Source organism: Microbacterium sp. K36, from assembly GCF_004794355.1.
In the GTDB taxonomy this organism is placed as follows: domain Bacteria; phylum Actinomycetota; class Actinomycetes; order Actinomycetales; family Microbacteriaceae; genus Microbacterium; species Microbacterium paraoxydans_D.
In genome coordinates this window covers 136,526-154,185 of sequence record NZ_SSDN01000099.1, presented here as the reverse complement: position 1 = coordinate 154,185, position 17,660 = coordinate 136,526, and the positions used below count along the sequence as shown (strand labels likewise).

At 70.0% G+C, this 17,660-nt stretch carries 11 protein-coding genes; 5 read left to right on the top strand and 6 right to left on the bottom strand.

From position 1 onward, the window contains the following. Position 1: 1 nt before the first annotated feature. The gene (locus DW296_RS15020) at positions 2-1,063 is read right to left on the bottom strand and encodes an AI-2E family transporter (protein WP_060922797.1); all 1,062 of its coding nucleotides are present in this window, start codon (positions 1,061-1,063) and stop codon (positions 2-4) included. A 178-nt stretch (positions 1,064-1,241) separates the two neighbouring features. On the opposite strand from DW296_RS15020, the gene DW296_RS15015 reads away from it, so the two are divergent. Continuing rightward, positions 1,242-3,185: a glycosyl transferase gene (locus tag DW296_RS15015; RefSeq protein ID WP_136052846.1), complete on the top strand. Its 1,944-nt coding sequence runs from the start codon at positions 1,242-1,244 to the stop codon at positions 3,183-3,185. A gap of 5 nt (positions 3,186-3,190) precedes the next feature. Next, positions 3,191-4,117: a tetratricopeptide repeat protein gene (locus DW296_RS15010; protein ID WP_446724148.1), complete on the top strand. Its 927-nt coding sequence runs from the start codon at positions 3,191-3,193 to the stop codon at positions 4,115-4,117. Between the two features lie 48 nt (positions 4,118-4,165). Here the strand turns inward: DW296_RS15010 and glgB are convergent, their stop codons facing one another. From glgB to glgX, 3 genes are all read right to left on the bottom strand, one after another. After that, complete coding sequence (glgB, locus tag DW296_RS15005; protein ID WP_136052844.1) at positions 4,166-6,367, bottom strand: 1,4-alpha-glucan branching protein GlgB; 2,202 nt, start codon at positions 6,365-6,367, stop codon at positions 4,166-4,168. Beyond that, positions 6,364-8,433: an alpha-1,4-glucan--maltose-1-phosphate maltosyltransferase gene (locus tag DW296_RS15000; protein ID WP_136052843.1), complete on the bottom strand. Its 2,070-nt coding sequence runs from the start codon at positions 8,431-8,433 to the stop codon at positions 6,364-6,366. Before DW296_RS15000 ends, glgB begins: the two co-directional genes overlap by 4 nt. A 64-nt stretch (positions 8,434-8,497) precedes the next feature. Next, a complete protein-coding gene (glgX, locus tag DW296_RS14995; protein ID WP_136052842.1) occupies positions 8,498-10,570 on the bottom strand; it encodes a glycogen debranching protein GlgX in 2,073 nt (690 codons plus the stop codon). Positions 10,571-10,671: 101 nt separating this feature from the next. On the opposite strand from glgX, the gene DW296_RS14990 reads away from it, so the two are divergent. Genes DW296_RS14990 through ligA form a run of 3 tightly spaced genes read left to right on the top strand, consistent with a single transcriptional unit; the run spans position 10,672 to position 15,308 of the window. Next, a complete protein-coding gene (locus tag DW296_RS14990; protein WP_136052841.1) occupies positions 10,672-11,847 on the top strand; it encodes a cysteine desulfurase family protein in 1,176 nt (391 codons plus the stop codon). Positions 11,848-11,856: 9 nt separating this feature from the next. Continuing rightward, positions 11,857-12,954, top strand: coding sequence for a tRNA 2-thiouridine(34) synthase MnmA (gene mnmA / locus DW296_RS14985; RefSeq protein WP_136052840.1), 1,098 nt, complete (start codon positions 11,857-11,859; stop codon positions 12,952-12,954). Positions 12,955-12,992: 38 nt separating this feature from the next. Then, positions 12,993-15,308 (top strand): NAD-dependent DNA ligase LigA, encoded by a 2,316-nt coding sequence (gene ligA, locus DW296_RS14980; protein WP_136052839.1) that lies wholly within the window; start codon positions 12,993-12,995, stop codon positions 15,306-15,308. 4 nt (positions 15,309-15,312) lie between these two features. On the opposite strand, the gene DW296_RS14975 is transcribed toward ligA, so the two are convergent. Together DW296_RS14975 and DW296_RS14970 are read right to left on the bottom strand one after the other, a co-directional pair. After that, complete coding sequence (locus DW296_RS14975) at positions 15,313-15,792, bottom strand: GNAT family N-acetyltransferase (protein WP_136052838.1); 480 nt, start codon at positions 15,790-15,792, stop codon at positions 15,313-15,315. 11 nt (positions 15,793-15,803) lie between these two features. Continuing rightward, positions 15,804-17,657, bottom strand: a complete 1,854-nt coding sequence (locus tag DW296_RS14970) for a DEAD/DEAH box helicase (protein WP_446724147.1) — start codon at positions 17,655-17,657, stop codon at positions 15,804-15,806. Positions 17,658-17,660 lie beyond the last annotated feature (3 nt).

The window sequence follows — 17,660 nt, the reverse complement described above, 5'->3', positions numbered from 1 at the left end:
GTCATCGTTCGTTCATACGCGGGATGAGCACCTGGCGGTAAAGGATCAGGATGCTGGCGGCCACCGGGATCGCGATGAGCGCCCCGAGCAGGCCCAGCAGGCTGCCTCCGGCGAGAGCGGCCACCACGACGACGGCGCCGGGCACGGAGACGGCGCGGCTCATGATGCGCGGCGAGATCACGTACGCCTCGATCTGCATGTAGATCAGGTAGTAGATCGCCGCCGCGAGAGCCGTGCCGGGGGAGCCGAGGCCAGGGATCAGGCAGACGAGGACGATGATCGTCGAGCCGGTCAGGGTGCCCACCAGCGGGATGAGCGAGAAGAAGAACGCGACGACCGCGAGAACGGCGGGGAACGGCGCGTCGATGATCGTCAGGTAGATCGCGCTGAGGACGCCGTTGATCACGCCCTGGCTGACCTGGCCCATGACGTAGTAGCCGACCGAGTCGGTGATCTGCTCCGAGAGATCGATGAAGCGATCCCGCTTGGACGCCGGGACGAGCTGGTACACCGCGCGCTTGAGCGAGGGCGTCGAAGCCGTGAGATAGATGGTCAGGATGAGGACGATGAAGGCGCCGAACACGCCGCTGAGCACGGCGCCGCTGGCGATCAGCACACCCTGACCGATCGACCCTCCGATCTCCGCGAGGTTGGTCGTCAGCCAGTCCTCCACGTACGCGAAGACATCGTCGACGAGGAGGTTCGGGAACGTCTCCTGGATCCAGCTCCTCAGATCCTCGATGGCGGTTCCCCGTTGCACGATCGCCGTGATCTGGGCGATGAGCTGCGAGATCTGGTCGACCAGCACAGGCAGCACGATCAGGATGATCCCGACGAAGACGGCCAGCACGGCGACGATCGTCACGAGGACAGCGAGCCAGCGCGGCAGACGACGGCGCTCGAGGAACGTGACCAGGGGATCGAGTCCGAGGCTGAGGAAGAGCGCGGTGCCGATGTACAGCAGCACGGTCGACAGCGTCTGCACGCTGCTGATCAGCACGATGCCGAGGCCCACGCCGAGTGTCGCCACGAGGGCGGTGCGGAACGGGTTGTGGATCTTCATGCAGACTCCTCGGAACGGCTGCAGCAAGGCTACCCATGCCGCGGCTCGACGCGTCGCCGACGTGCCGCGGGATGGAGGAGGGAGGGCCCTCGTGGTCAACACACAGGTGTGTTCGCTAGTCTGAAATGTCGAGTGTGGCGTCGCGGGCGGGAAGCCGCGATGCGTGAGGAGACTATTCGTGCGTTTCGTATGGGCCGTGGTGGCCTTCGTGCTGGCTGCCGTGCTGATCGGTGCGGGGATCGCCCAACGCACCATCTTCGTCGGCCCATCGTCTGAAGAGGCCCGAGTGGACATCGAGGAGCCTGCGCCCTTCGTGCTCCTGGACGGCGACGTCCTGCGGATCAACGCCGGCGCGCAGAAGCTGCTCATCCGCGGCGAGGGTGAGATCTTCACCAGCTACGGGCGCACGGCCGATATGGAGGCCTGGCTCTCCGACTCCGAGTACAACCACGTGACCGTCGGGGACGAGGACGAGCTCGTCGTCGAGCATGTCGCCGCAGCGGACGACGAGGGGTCGACCGAGACACCGGCGCCGGAGGCCACGGAGACGCCGGCGCCGGAAGCCGACGCCGATGCACCCGCGGGTCGCAACCCCGCCGGGTCCGATCTGTGGCTCGACTCGTTCACCGATGAGAACTTCCTCTCCACCGACAACATGCAGCTCCCGGAAGGGACGAGCGTGCTGATCGCCTACGACGGCACCAAGGACGCTCCGGACGACATCGTCGTCTCCTGGCCGCTGGACACGCGGACGCCGCTGGCGGGACCCCTCATGGCCGCCGGCGGCCTTGTGCTCCTCGTGGGGCTGGTCCTCTACGTGCTCGCGATCCGCCACCAGCGCCGTGGTCGGGGCCCGCGCCGGAAGGGTCCGGGGCCGCTTCCCTCGACGCAGCCGATCGACGTGGCGGCCCTTCCGCCGTCCGAGCGGGATGCCTTGGAAGCCGCGGACGGGGCGCAGTCGCCGACACCGGCGGGGAAGGACGACGTGGAGGACGCGGAGATCGTCGACGAGAAGGAGCAGGACGGGAAGAGCACGATGCGAGCCGACCGCCCGAGGCGTCGTCTGCGCCTGCTCGCCCTCCCCGCCATCGGTCTGACCGCGCTGCTGGCCTCGGGCTGCACGGCCGATTCCTGGCCGGAGTTTGGGGACGCCTCCGCATCGCCGTCTCCGACGCCGACCGTGATCGCCCCCGAGAACCAGAAGCCGCCGGCGGTCACCGAGACGCAGGCCGAGCGGATCCTCCGGGAGGTCTCCGAGACTCTGGTGCAGGCCGATGAGGCGAAGGACCTCGACCTCGCGGCGACCCGGCTCGACGGCGCTCCGTTGACAACGAGGACCACCGACTACGCCCTGCGCGCGAAGCTCCCGGATCGGGCCGCGCCCGCCGCGATCCCCACCGACGACGTCGAGGTGGTGCTCCCCGAGGCGACGGACCGCTGGCCGCGCACCGTCCTCATGCTCTCGAAGAGCACCGGTGACGACACTGTGCCGCCGGTGGTGCTCACCATGACGCAGGCCGACCCGTGGTCCAACTACAAGGTGACCAACATGGCGGAGATGTCGGCGGATGCGGTGTTCCCCGAGGTTGCCGCGAGCTGGCTGGGGACCTCGCTGGTCCCGGCAGACTCGGCCTTCTTGTCCGTGCCGCCGAACGAGGTCGCCGCGGCTTTCGCCGATGTCGTCGACGCGGGCGAGAAGAGCGCGTCGTACGGGCAGTTCGACGAGTTGGCGCTCAACCTTGCCACGTCGATCAGGGACAGCAGGCAGAACCTGGTGCAGGGCCTGGCCGATGCCGGCGCCGCGAAGACGTCCAAGGCGGCGTTCGACATGAAGCCGACGACGGCGGAACCGGTCTCGATGACGACTCTGGACAGCGGCGCCATCGTCGCGGTCTCCGTCCTCGACGTCGAGACGATCACCCCCACGTCCTCCGACGTCGTCATCCGTTTCGGTGACAATGAGGAGGCCAAGGCGCTCACCGGGGCGAACGAGTCCGCGAAGGGCGCCGAGACGACATACGAGTTCCAGTTGTTCTTCGCCGTGCCGTCTCAGGGCTCGAGCGAACCGATCCGCCTCCTGGCCTCGCGTCAGGATCTCGTCTCCGTGAAGGTGATCAAGTGAGTGAGATGTCTCCGGCGGCCCTGCGAGGCGCCGTCGATCTGTCCAGTCTGCGCAACCGTCCGTCCGCGCCGGCGAGCGGTGCGACTGCCCCCTCGAGCTCCCCGGTGGCCGATGTCGTCGTGGATGCGACAGACGAGAACTTCGGCCAGGTGCTCGAGCTGTCCCGCACCGTCCCCGTGGTCGTCGACCTCTGGGCCGAGTGGTGCGGGCCGTGCAAGCAGCTGAGCCCGATCATCGAGAAGGTGACCAGGGAGCTCGGCGGTCGTGTGCTCCTGGCCAAGGTCGACGTCGATGCGAACCCGCAGCTCGCGCAGAGCTTCCGCGCGCAGTCGATCCCGATGGTCGTCGCCCTCATCGCAGGCCAGCCGGTACCGATGTTCACGGGCGCCGTGCCCGAGCAGCAGGTGCGTGAGGTCTTCGCGCAGCTGCTGCAGGTGGCCGCGCAGAACGGCGTCTCAGGAACGATCCCGGTCGGCGACTCCGAGGCGGGGGAGGCTGAACCTCCCGCCGAGCCCGAGCTGCCGCCGCTGCACGCCGAGGCGTTCGCCGCCATCGAGCGTGGCGACTACCGTGCAGCCATCGCCGCCTATGAGAAGGCGCTCGCGGAGAACCCGCGTGACGAGGACGCCATCGCCGGCCTGGGCCAGGTCCGCCTGCTGGACCGGGTCCAGGGGCTCGACCTGCAGACCGCCAGGGCTGCGGCCGCCGCGGCTCCGCTGGACGTGCAGGCCCAGTTCGACGTCGCGGACCTCGACCTCGCCGGCGGACACGTCGACGACGCCTTCGGCCGGCTGCTCGACCTGTTCGCGCAGCTGCCGTCCGACCAGCGCACTCCCGTGCGTGAGCGTCTCGTCGAGCTTTTCGGGCTCATCGGCGCCAGCGACCCGCGCGTGATCGCGGCTCGCAACCGACTCTCCTCGCTGCTGTTCTGATCGATCTGCCCGGGCTCACCCGCGCAGATCGATCGTTCCGGTCGCTCCTCAGCCGTTGTTCACGGTGGGGACGTGCGGCTCCGGCTGGTGACGGAGCCAGAGCGTCGACAGCGCGGGCAGCGTGATCGACGCCGTGGGGGCGCCGGCGTCCGCCGACTCGGCGATCACCATTCCGAGATTGCCTGAGCCCCGTCCACCGTAGGTGGAAGCATCCGAGTTCAGGATCTCCTGCCACACGCCTTCGCGCGGGAGCCCGAGACGGTACCCGGTGCGCTCCACTCCGGCGAAGTTGCTGACGACGACGAGACGGCCGCCGTGCGCGTCTCGCCGTTCGAAGGCGATCACGGAGGGGTCCCAGCTGGGTGCCCCGAGGCGCGTGAACCCCGAGCCGTCGCTGTCGCGCTCCCAGAGCGGTGCCTGCGCCCGGTACACGCCGTTCATCGCGGCGACGAAGTCCTGCAGCTGAGCGTGGGAGGGCTGGTCGCGGAGCCACCAGTCCAGTTCACGCCCTTCGGACCACTCCGCGAGCTGTCCGAACTCCTGTCCCATGAACAGCAGCTTCTTGCCCGGATGTCCCCACATGTAGGCGAGGTAGGCGCGGACGTTCGCGAGCTTGTGCCAGTGGTCGCCCGGCATCTTCGACAGCAGGCTGCCCTTGCCGTGCACGACCTCGTCGTGACTGATCGGCAGCACGTAGTTCTCGCCGAACGCGTAGACGAACGAGAATGTCATCTCGCCCTCGTGGTGCGCCCGGTACATCGGGTCTCTACCGATGTACTGCAGCGAGTCGTTCATCCACCCCATGTTCCACTTGAATCCGAACCCGAGCCCGGCATGATCCGTCGGCGCTGTGACGCCGGGGAAGCTCGTGGACTCCTCGGCGATCATGAGGATCCCGGGGTGGAGCCGGTAGGCCGTGGCGTTGACCTCCTGAAGGAAGCGGATCGCCTCCAGATTCTCGCGTCCGCCGTGGATGTTCGGCTCCCACTCACCCTCGCGACGCGAGTAGTCGAGGTAGAGCATAGAAGCCACGGCATCGACCCGGAGGCCGTCGACGTGGAACTCCTCGAGCCAGTACAGCGCGTTGGCGACGAGGAAGCCGCGGACCTCGGGCCGGCCGTAGTCGAAGATGAGCGTGCCCCAGTCCTGATGCTCGCCACGTCGGGGGTCGGGGTGCTCGTACAGGGGCTGGCCGTCGAAGCGCGCCAGGGCGAAGGCGTCCTTGGGAAAGTGCCCGGGGACCCAGTCCATGATCACGCCGATGCCGGCCTGGTGCAGGCGGTCGATGAGGTAGCGCAGGTCGTCGGGGGAGCCGTACCGGCTCGTCGGCGCGTAGTAGCCGCTGACCTGATAGCCCCACGATCCGCCGAACGGGTGCTCGGCGAGCGGCATGAACTCGACGTGCGTGAAGCCCGTCTCCTGCACGTGCGCGATCAGCGGATCGGCCAGCTCGCGGTACCCCAGGCCACCGCGCCAGGAGCCGACGTGCACCTCGTACACGGACAGCGGCTGCGCGACGGCATGGGTCGCGGCACGCCGAGTCATCCACGCGCCGTCCTCCCAGACGTAGGACGACGCGGTGACGACCGACGCGGTCTCCGGGGGCACCTGTGCCGCCAGAGCCATCGGGTCCGCTTTGAGGATCCAGGCGCCGCTCCGCGTACGGATCTGGTACTTGTACCGGGTGCCGACGGGGAGGTCAGGGACGAAGAGCTCCCAGACGCCGCTGGCCCCGAGGGAGCGCATGGCGTGGCTCTCGCCGTTCCAACCGTTGTGATCGCCCACCACCCGGACGGCCGACGCATCGGGAGCCCACACCGCGAAGGACACCCCCTGCTCGTCGCCCTGGGTGCGGGGATGGGCACCCAGTGCCTCCCACAGGCGCTCGTGCCGACCCTCGGCGATGAGGTGCAGGTCGAGGTCGCCCAGCGTCGGGGTATGCCGGTACGGGTCACCGGAGACGGTCTCCTCCTCGCCGCGGTAGCGCGTCGCGATGCGATACGGGAGCGGCGGTCCGGGGTGCGTGCCCTCCCAGACGCCGTGCGCGACGTGGGACAGGGTGAGCCTGCTCCCGTCGCCGAACACGGCCTCGACGGTCTCGGCGAGAGGCCGACGGGCGCGGACGGCGGTGACTGTACGGCCGGCAGCGTCCTTGGCAGGGTGCGCACCGAGCAGGGAGTGCGGGTCGTGATGCTGACCGGCAGCGACCGCCTCCCACTCGGCGTCGGCGGTGTCCTCGATGCGGCTCATGCGCGCTCCCTCACCTTCAGGATGTGGACGGGCTCGGCGAAGGCGTCGAGCCGGACGTAGTTGTGGTCACTCCAGGTCCAGACGCTGCCGGTCAGGAGATCCTCCACCTCGAAGGTCTCGCCCAGGGGAACCCCCCAACGCGTGGTGTCGAGGTGGACGGTGGTCTCGCGCACCGAATGCGGGTCGACGTTCGCCACGACGATGAGGGTGTCCGGCCTGCCGGTGCCGGTGAAGGCAGCGTCGAGGTGCTTGCTGAACACGAGGACGGCGTCGTCGTCGCTCCAGTGCAGTTCGAGGTTTCGGAGCTGCCGCAGCGCCGGATGTGCCGCACGGATCTCGTTCAGTCGCCGGAGCAGCGGAGCCAGGGACTCCCCGCGTTCCTCGGCCCCCGCCCAGTCCCGGAACTTGTACTCGTACTTCTCGTTGTCGATGTTCTCCTCGGAACCCGGACGGGCCACGTTCTCGATGAGCTCGTAGCCGGCGTAGACGCCGTACACAGGCCCGGCCGTCGCGGCGATGCAGGCACGGATGCGATACGCCGCGCGACCACCGAACTGGAGGTACTCGGTGAGGATGTCGTGCGTGTTCACGAAGAGGTTCGGACGCATGTAGTCGGCCGTCTCGCGGGAGATCGAGGTGAGGAACTCCTCCAGCTCGGGCTTGGTGTTGCGCCAAGTGAAGTAGCTGTAGCTCTGCTGGAAGCCCACCGCGGCCAACGCACGCATCACGGCGGGTCGGGTGAACGCCTCGGCGAGGAAGATGACGTCGGGATCCGTCTCGTTGACCGTCGCGATCAGCCACTCCCAGAACTGCAGCGGCTTGGTGTGCGGGTTGTCCACGCGGAAGATCCGGACGCCCTCGCCCACCCAGTGCCGGACGATCCGGAGCATCTCGGCCGCGATGCCTTCCGGATCGTTGTCGAAGTTCAGCGGGTAGATGTCCTGGTACTTCTTGGGCGGGTTCTCCGCGTAGGCGATGCTCCCGTCCGGCAGGGTCGTGAACCACTCCGGGTGGTCGCGGACCCACGGGTGGTCGGGGGAGGCCTGCAGGGCGAGATCGAGGGCGACCTCTAGCCCCTCCTTCCGCGCGGCGCGCACGAAGGCACGGAAGTCCTGCGGGGTCCCGAGGTCGGGATGGATCGCGTCGTGTCCGCCCTCCGCCGCTCCGATCGCGTACGGCGAGCCCGGATCGCCGGGTTCGGCGACGAGGGTATTGTTGCGACCCTTGCGGTTGGTGGTGCCGATGGGGTGGACCGGGACGAGGTAGATCACCTCGAATCCCATCCGGGCGACGTCGGGCAGGCGCTTCGCGGCGGTGCGGAACGTGCCGCTGCGCACCGTGCCGTCCTTGAGGCGACGGGCGCCCTCGGAGCGTGGGAAGAACTCGTACCAGGCGCCAACCCCCGCACGGGTGCGCTCGACGCGAAGGACCTGCTCCGCGGAGGCGGAGCGCAGGGTCGTGACCGGACGGTCGCGGAAGATCGCCGCGAGTTCGGGGTCGACCGCCGACGCAGCGGTCGTGGCGGCGTCACCTCTCCGGAGCTCCTCGGCGCGGGCGCGCAGCCGCGTGCGCTGCGCCGCGGGGCGGTCCTTCTCTCCGGCGGCGCGCTGCAGGAGCTCGGCGCCCAGGGCGGCCATCACCTCGACATCGACTCCCGCGGCGATCTTGACATGCGCGGCATGAGCCCAGGTGGCGAAGTCGTCCGAGAATCCCTCGAAGCGGTACCGCCAGACGCCCTCCGCGTCGAGCGCGATCTCGGCTTCCCAGCGGTCGGTGCCGTCCGCGAGGGCGGTCAGCCGGTGCAGGCTCTCGTCGCCGGTCGGAGACGTCAGCCGTACATGCACGCCGATGAGATCGTGCCCTTCCCGGAATGCCACGACGCGGAAAGGGACGACCTCGCCAGCGAAGGCCTTGGCCGGGAACCCGCCGGGGACCGCCGGGGTACCGTCGAGCAAGGGGATCCGGGTCGTCCGCAGAGCTCCGGGGAGATCCGCGTCGGCGGCGCGCGTCGGGATCTGAACGGGGCTCCGGAGAGCCGTGGGTCGGGTTCCAGCACGTGCAGTCACATGCCGAATCTACCGCTCGGGCCTGTCGGAACCTACCGCTCGACCCCGGCGGCTAACCGTGCTATCACTCCACCCGGAACAAGCGCATCGAGGTGCCGGGGGTCGGCAGCACATCGCCCGGCGCGAACGTCTCCTCCGCCTCCGACGGGCGCTCGTCGGCGCTCGACCAGAGGGAGACGAACCGAGTGGCGTCATCGATCTCCTCCGGCAGCCGCACGTCGATCGGCGCCTCCGTCCCGTGCACGATCAGCAGGATGCGGTTGGCGGCTTCCTTGTCCGGCGTGGACGCGGCGACGTACTGCAGGGTGCGGTTGCCGGGATCTGTCCACTGGTTCGGCTCCATGGTCGCGCCGTCCTGGTCGTACCAGTCCATGACCGACGCGTTCGGGATGTGCTCGCCGAGGCGCGCGTACCGACTCGGACGCAGTGCCGGGTTCTCCTGACGCAGCCGCACCAGGCGCGCGACGTGAGCACGGAGGTCTTCCTGCCAGGGCTCGAACTCCCAGGACAGCCACGACAGCGGCGAGTCCTGTGCGTAGGCGTTGTTGTTACCGCGCTGGCTGCGCCCCACCTCGTCCCCGGCGGTGAGCATCGGGATGCCGGCCGAGAGCAGCAGGGTGCCGAGCAGGTTGCGCATGGCCTTCCGCCGTGCGGTGAGGATCGCGGGATCGTCGGTAGGCCCCTCGACGCCGTGGTTGAAGGAGCGGTTGAGGTCGGCGCCGTCGCGGTTGTGCTCGCCGTTGGCCTCGTTGTGCTTGACGTCGTAGGAGACGAGGTCGTGCAGCGTGAACCCGTCGTGCGCCGTGACGAAGTTGATGCTCGCGAGCGGCCCGCGCTCCTCGCTGAAGGTGTTCGACGAGCCGGCGAGGCGGGTGGCGAAGCCGCCGATCCCGACCGGTGCCGAGGCCCGCCGTGCGTAGTCGATGTCGCTCAGCCAGAAGTTGCGCACCCGGTCGCGGTACCGGTCGTTCCACTCGTGCCACCCGGCGGGGAAGTTGCCTGTCTGCCAGCCGCCCAGGCCGACATCCCAGGGCTCAGCGATGAGCTTGGTCTCCGCGAGCACGGGGTCGGCGGCGATCGCCTGCAGAAGCGGATGGTCCGGGGTGTAGGTGTGTGCGCCGTCGCGGGCGATCGCCGTCGCCAGGTCGAAGCGGAAGCCGTCGATCTGCATCTCCTCCGCCCAGTACCGGAGCGAGTCCAGCACCAGTCGGGCTCCCGCATCGGTCGCCGTGTTGAGGGTGTTGCCGCATCCGGTGGTGTCGACGTACACGCCCGCGTCGTCCTGCCGGTAGTACCGGGCGTTGTCGATGCCGCGGAGGCTCGAGCGCGGTCCGCCGATCCCTTCTTCCGACGTGTGGTTGAAGACCACGTCGAGGATCACCTCGAGGCCGGCCTCGTGCAGCAGCCGGACCATGCCCTTGAACTCGGCGATGATCGCCTCGGGTCCCCGCTTCCGGGCGTCCTCCGTTGCGTAGGCGGCGTGCGGTGTGAAGAAGTTGAGCGTGTTGTAGCCCCAGTAGTTGGTCAGCCCCCGCTCCAGCAGCCGCGGTTCCGGGACGAACGCATGGACGGGCAGCAGCTCCACCGACGTCACCCCGAGGGTGTGGAGGTGCTCGATCATGGCCGGATGCGCGAGACCCGCGTAGGTGCCGTGCAGCGCGGGCGGGATGTCGGGGTGCCGCTTGGTCAGTCCCTTCAGGTGGCCCTCGTAGATCAGCGTCCGGTCGGCGGGGATGCGCGGCTTCGTGGAGCCGCCCCAGTCGAAGCCGTCCTCGATGACCACGGCCCTCCATTCCTGGTAGCCGTGTCCCTGGGCGAGGCCCCGCGCGTACGGGTCGAGGAGGAGCGTCTCCGGATTGAACGTGTTGCCGGGACCGTGCGGGCCCTCGACGCGGAGCGCGTAGCGGACTCCGGGCTGCAGCAAGGGCGTCGTGACCTCCCAGACGCCTCCGGGCCGCCGTTCGAGCGGAGCCTGGTCGACGACCCAGTCGAGGTCCGTCGCGTCGAAGACGACGAGCTCGACGGCGGAGGCGTTCTGCGACCAGACCCGCAGCGTGCCGACGCCGTCGTGCAGCCGGACGCCGAGATTGTCGAGGATCGCCCCACCGGGCACGACGGAGTCGGGGGACGAAGACATGGATACACCCTAAACGTGTTGCATTTCAGTCTCATGACAGGACGCACCCGGTCTCACGCGCAGACGGACCGCTCGGGGCGCGGATCGGGGAGAATCGAAGCATGCGGCACTATCTCGACCACGCGGCGACCACCCCGCTGCGCCCGGAGGCCAGGGACGCGTGGCTGGAGGCGTCCGTCCTCGTCGGCAACGCGTCGTCGACGCATGGATCCGGGCAGGATGCGCGCCGCGTGCTCGAGGAATCCCGGGAGCGCGTGGCCGCGGTCCTCGGGGCCGACCCGATCGAGGTGGTGCTGACCTCCGGCGGGACCGAGTCGATCAATCTCGCCCTCCAGGGGCTGTGGCACTCGCGTCGTCCGGGCACGACGGCTGTCGTCGTGCCGGACGGGGAGCATCACGCGACGATGGACACGGTCGCAGCCCTGGTGGCCGACGGCGCCGAGGCCCGTGCTGTTCCGCTGTCTCCGCGGGCGCGGATCGATGAGGGCCGCTTCGCAGCGGCCCTTCCCGGGGCAGCGCTCGCGACGGCGCTCGTGGCGAACAACGAGACCGGGACCATCAACGACGCGTCCGCCCTCGCCGCTTCGGCCGCGGACTCCGAGGTCCCGCTGCACCTCGACGCGGTCGCCGCGCTCGGACATCTGCCGCTGTCCTTCCGCGATCTCCGCGGCCGCGCCGACGACGGCGTGGGCCTCGTGGCGCTCAGCATCGCCGGCCACAAGGTCGGAGCGCCGGTCGGTGTCGGGGCGCTGGTGGTGGCGCGGTCGGCCCGGCTGACACCACTTCTGAGGGGCGGCGGCCAGCAGCGGGGTCTGCGCGCGGGCACCCAGGACGTGCCGGGAGCGGCGGCGCTGGCGACAGCGATCGAGCTCGCCGAGCGTGAGCGGGCCGCCGAGAGCGTCCGGGTGGGCGACCTGCGCGACTGCCTGGTCGAGGGCATCCGTGCGCGGGTACCGGCCGCCGAGCTCCTGGGCGACCCCGACCACCGCCTCCCCGGCACGGCTCATCTCCTCTTCCCCGGCGCGGTGGGGGAGAGCCTGTTGTTCCTCCTTGACGTGGCCGGGGTGTCGGCCTCGACGGGATCCGCCTGTCAGGCAGGGGTCGCCGAGCCCTCGCACGTCGTGATGGCGATGGGGCGCAGCGAGACGGACGCCCGGAGCGTGCTGCGCTTCTCCCTCGGGCGCACCTCCACCGCCGAGGATGTGGATGCCGTGCTCGCCGCGATCGGCGAGGCCTACGAACGCGCATCCGGGTCCCGCGCAGCCAGGCGCTCGTAGACTGGTCCCATGCGAATCCTTGCGGCCATGAGCGGTGGTGTCGACTCCGCCGTCGCGGCCGCGCGTGCCGTCGAGGCGGGGCACGACGTGGTCGGTGTGCACCTGGCGCTCTCCCGCGCCGGGGGAACGCTCCGAACCGGCAGCCGCGGCTGCTGCACCATCGAGGACGCCCTCGACGCGCGCCGGGCCGCCGACCTCCTGGGCATCCCCTTCTACGTCTGGGACTTCTCCGAGCGTTTCCGCGATGACGTGATCGACGACTTCGTCGCCGAGTACCGTGCCGGTCGCACTCCCAACCCCTGCATGCGGTGCAACGAGAAGATCAAGTTCGCCGCCCTGCTGGAGCGCGCCCTGGAACTCGGCTTCGACGCCGTATGCACGGGACACTACGCGACCCTCGTCGATGGCGCGGAGGGTCTCGAACTGCACCGGGCATCGGACAACGCGAAGGACCAGTCCTACGTGCTCGGCGTCCTGACGGCCGACCAGCTCGCGCACACCTACTTCCCGCTGGGGACCACGCCGTCGAAGGCGCTCGTGCGGGCGGAGGCCGAGGCGCGTGGCCTCAGCGTCGCGCAGAAGCCGGACAGCCACGACATCTGCTTCATCCCGGATGGAGACACCCGGGGCTGGCTGGCCGAGAAGGTCGGCACGGCCACCGGCGAGATCGTCGACCGCTCCGGTGCCGTCGTCGGCGCGCACGAGGGCGCTCATGCGTTCACGGTCGGTCAGCGGCGCGGACTCAAGCTCGGCGTCCCGGCGGCGGACGGCAAGCCGCGCTTCGTGCTCGAGGTGCGCCCCGTCTCCAACACGGTGGTCGTCGGCCCGAAGGAGGCCCTGGCGATCGCCGAGATCGCGGGGGAGCGGTTCAGCTGGGCCGGCGCCGCGCCGACCACGTCGGTGTTCGCGTGCGACGTGCAGATCCGCGCGCACGCCGAGCCGGTACCCGCCACCGCCACCGTGACGACGGAGGGCGTCCGCGTCGTGCCCGATTCTCCGCTTGACGGTGTCGCCCCCGGGCAGACCGCCGTGCTCTACATCGGCACGCGCGTTCTCGGGCAGTTCACGATCGATTCCACCGTGTCCGCGGTCCCGGTCGGCGTCTGATCCGGGCGGATGTCGGTCGCCGCTCCTAGACTGACGGAGTGCCGGAGAACATCTCACTGGAAGACGCCCGCAGCGAGGCCGAGGAGCTGACGACCCGCATCCTCGAGGCGAAGGATGCCTACTACGGCCGCGATACTTCCCTCGTCGACGATGCCACGTACGACGGCTGGATGCGGCGCCTGGAAGAGCTCGAACGCCTGCACCCTGAGCTCCAGGGCCAGGACTCGCCGACGCAGATGGTCGGCGCTGCCGAGGCGACCGGGCTCGCGACCATCGAGCACGCCGAGCGCATGCTCAGCCTCGATAACGTCTTCTCGATCGACGAGCTGCGCGAGTGGGCGCAGAAGACACGAGCGGCCGCCGGGCGCGACGTCGACTGGCTGACCGAGCTCAAGATCGACGGCCTCGCGATCAACCTGCGGTATGAGAACGGCGTGCTGACATCGGCCGCGACCCGTGGCGACGGCCGGGTGGGCGAAATCGTCACCGAGAACGCGCTCCGGCTCCCGGAGATCCCTGATCGGCTTTCCGGCGAGGGACACCCGCCGATCGTCGAGATCCGCGGGGAGGTCTTCATCCCCGTCGCCGCGTTCGAGCGGCTGAACGCGGCACAGGCGGCTTTCCGGGAGCGCGCGTATGCGGACGCCCTCGCGCGCTGGGAGGCCAGGGGCGGGGCGAAGAGACCGTTCGACGAGGAGAAGGCGCGCACCGCGGCCGCGCGGCGCTTCCCGGCCTTCGCCAATCCCCGCAACGCGGCGAGCGGCGGCCTGCGGCAGCAGATCGACAAGAAGGACGGCCTGGAGCTGGAAGCGGGGCTGCTGCGCATCGAGTCGCTCGCGCTGTACGTGCACGGCATCGGCGCCTGGACGAACCCGCCGGTCGCTGCGCAGAGCCAGGTGTACGAGCTGCTATCGGCCTGGGGCCTGCCGACCAGCCCGCACACGAAGGTGTGCCGGAGCATCGACGACGTCGTCACCTTCGTCGAGTACTACGGCGAGCATCGACACGACATCGAGCACGAGCTCGACGGCATCGTGGTCAAGGTCGACGAGCTCGACCTGCATGACGAGCTGGGCGCGACGAGTCGGGCGCCCCGCTGGGCGATCGCATACAAGTACCCGCCGGAGGAGGTGCAGACGAAGCTCCTCGACATCGTCGTCTCCGTCGGTCGCACCGGTCGTGCGACGCCCTTCGCGGTGATGGCGCCGGCTCACGTCGCCGGGTCCGTGGTCCGTCAGGCGACGCTCCACAACAAGGACGTGGTCAAGGCCAAGGGCGTCCTCATCGGCGACACCGTGGTGCTGCGCAAGGCAGGCGACGTGATCCCCGAGGTGCTCGGCCCCGTGGTCGAGAAGCGGGACGGGAGCGAACGCGAGTTCGTCATGCCCGCCGACTGCCCCGAGTGCGGCACGCCGCTGCGCCCCATGAAGGAGGGCGACATCGATCTCCGCTGCCCGAACGCCCGGTCGTGCCCCGCGCAGGTGCGCGGACGCGTCGAGCACATCGGCTCGCGCGGCGCCCTCGATGTCGAGGCCCTGGGCGAGGTGACGGCGGCGGCCCTGACCCAGCCCACGACCCCGGCTGAGCCTCCCCTGATCACGGAAGCGGGGCTGTTCGCCCTGACCCTGGAGCAGCTCGTGCCGATCGAGGTGGTCGTGCGCGATGCAGAGACGGGCTTGCCGCGCGAGGACGAGGACGGCCTCGTGAAGACCCGCGCGCCGTTCCGACGCAACCCGACCGCGGCCGAGAAGAAGTCGGGTCTGGAGGGTCCGCAGCCGTCTTCCCAGGCGCTGACCCTGCTCGCGGAGCTGGAGAAGGCGAAGACCAAAGATCTCTGGAGGCTGCTGGTCGCCCTCAACATCCGGCACGTCGGGCCGGTCGCGGCGCGGGCGCTCGCGCAGTGGTTCGGGTCGCTGGATGCGATACGTGCCGCGTCGCGCGAGGAGCTGGCGGCGGTCGAGGGCGTGGGCGGCATCATCGCCGACTCCCTGCGCGCCTGGTTCGAGGTCGACTGGCACCAGGAGATCGTCCAGCAGTGGGCGGATGCGGGCGTGCAGTGGGCGACGCCGGGCCACCCCGGTCCGGGAGCAGTGGTCGCCGCCGGGGGAGTGCTGGAGGGACTCACCGTGGTGGCCACGGGCTCTCTCGACGGGTACACCCGTGAAGGCGCGCAGGAGGCGATCCTCAAGGCCGGCGGAAAGGCGGCCTCGAGCGTCTCCAAGAAGACCGACTTCGTGGCCGCGGGGCCGGGAGCCGGCTCCAAGCTCGCGAAGGCGGAGGAACTCGGTATCCGCATCCTCGACGCCGCGCAGTTCCACGTGCTGGTCACCGAGGGGCCCGCGGCGCTGGAATGAGGACTCAGGCGCTCTCCGGCGCTGCCGTGGTGGGCGCCAGGAACTGCCGCAGCCGCGGCGAGTCCGCGAACCCCAGCTGCCGATAGAGACCCACGGCCGCCTCGCTCGAGTGCACGGTGATCCGTTCGGCGCCGACGGAGACCGCGTGGGCGCAGGCCGCGGCAACGAGGCCGTGGCCCGCTCCTCGCCCCCGATGCTCGGGGAGGACGAAGACGCTCTGGATGTCCGCGGAGAGGCGGTGCGGAGCGCCTGGCCGCGGCACGCGGGGCACGAGGGCGACCCACGCCGCGCCGACGACGCGATCGTCGTCCTCGGCCCGCGCGACGAAGGCCACATGGGTGCGCTCCTGCGCGCGCCACCAGTCGCCGAGCTCGCTGGTGAACGTGTCGAGCGATCGACCGGCCGTCAGGTCTGCGGGCACGTCCTGCCATTTGAGCTGGGCGAGCGCGGGGAGATCCTCCCTGCCGGCGCGGTCGATGCGCATCGTCGGTCCGCTCAGCCCTTGTGGCGGGGCTTCCGGAAGGGCTTCTCCTCGCGGTCGCGGTCGCGGGGCGCCGGGCGATCGTCGCGGTCGCGCCGATCGGTCCGGTCGTAGCGGGGCGGTCGGCCACGGCCGTCGCCGTCGCGCGAGGACGACCCGCGGCGCGCCCCGGGTCCACGGTCGGGGGCGATCTCGATCAGGCGTCCCGAGATGCGCGTGTCGCGGAGCTTGTCGAGGACGGCAGGGTCGAGGTTCGCCGGGAGCTCGACGATCGAGAAGTCGGGACGGATGTTGATCGCGCCGAAGTCGTCGCGGCCCAGGCCGCCCTCGTTCGCCAGCGCGCCCACGATCTGTCGCGGCTCGACGCGGTGCCGTCGCCCCACCTCGATCCGGTACGGGGTGTAGTCGCCGCGCCCGCGACGCTCCCGCGGCTCCCGGGGCTCCCGCGTCTGCCGCTCGCGCGGGGGACGGTTGTCGGCGGCCACCGCCTGCGACAGGGCGTCCTGGGCGGGGTCGAGGAGCAGGGGCGTCGCACCCTGGGCGACCACCGCGAGAGCGGCCGCGACGTCACCCTCCGGCACGTCGTGGTGTCGGACGTAGTGGGCGATGATGTCGCGGAACGCGTCGATGCGCGACGTCTCCGAGAGTGCCGTCGTGATGGCGTCGTCGAAGCGGGCGAGCCTCGTCGTGTTCACGTCCTCGGTGCTCGGGAGCTGCATCTGCGTGGGCTGCTGACGCGTCGCCTTCTCGATGTGCTTGAGCAGGTAGCGCTCGCGCGGGGTGATGAAGCTGATCGCGTCCCCCGTGCGGCCGGCCCGTCCGGTCCGTCCGATGCGGTGGACGTACGACTCGGTGTCAGTGGGGATGTCAAAGTTGACGACGTGGCTGATGCGCTCGACGTCGAGGCCGCGGGCGGCGACGTCCGTGGCGACGAGGATGTCGAGCTTGCCGTCCTTGAGCTGGTTGACGCTCCGCTCGCGCTGCACCTGCGGCACGTCGCCGTTGATCGCGGCGGCGGAGTACCCGCGGGCACGGAGCTTCTCGGCCAGAGTCTCAGTCTCGTTCTTCGTGCGAACGAAGACGATCATCCCGTCGAAGTTCTCCACCTCGAGGATGCGGGTCAGGGCGTCCACCTTCTGAGCGTAGGAGACGACGAGGTAGCGCTGGGTGATGTTCGTGTTGGTCGCGGTCTTGGACTTGACCGTGATCTCCTCGGGGTCGCGGAGGTACTGCTGCGCGAGGCGGCGGATCTGCGCGGGCATCGTCGCCGAGAACAGGGCGACCTGCTTCTCCTCCGGCGTCTGGGCGAGGATCTGCTCGACATCTTCCGCGAAGCCCATCTTCAGCATCTCGTCGGCCTCGTCGAGAACGAGGTACTGGAGCTCGGAGAGGTCGAGCGTGCCCTTGGCCAGGTGATCCATGATGCGGCCGGGGGTTCCGACGACGACGTGCACCCCACGGCGGAGCGCGGAGAGCTGCACCCCATAGCCCTGGCCGCCGTAGACGGGGAGCACGTGCACGCCCTTCATCCGGGAGGCGTACGACTCGAACGCCTCGCAGACCTGGAGTGCGAGCTCGCGGGTCGGAGCGAGGACGAGGGCCTGCGGTGTCTTCTGCGTCACGTCGAGCCGCTCCAGTACGGGGAGCGCGAAGGCGGCGGTCTTGCCGGTTCCGGTCTGCGCCATGCCGACCACGTCGCGGCCGGCGAGCAGGGTCGGGATGGTCGCGGCCTGGATGGGGGACGGCGTCTCGTAGCCGAGATCCTTGATGGCCTTGAGGACGGGCCCGGTGATGCCGAGGTCCTCGAATCCGGGGGTTGCAGGGGACTCGTCAGGGGCGTCGGCGGGGGTCACTTCTTCAGGGGTCACTTC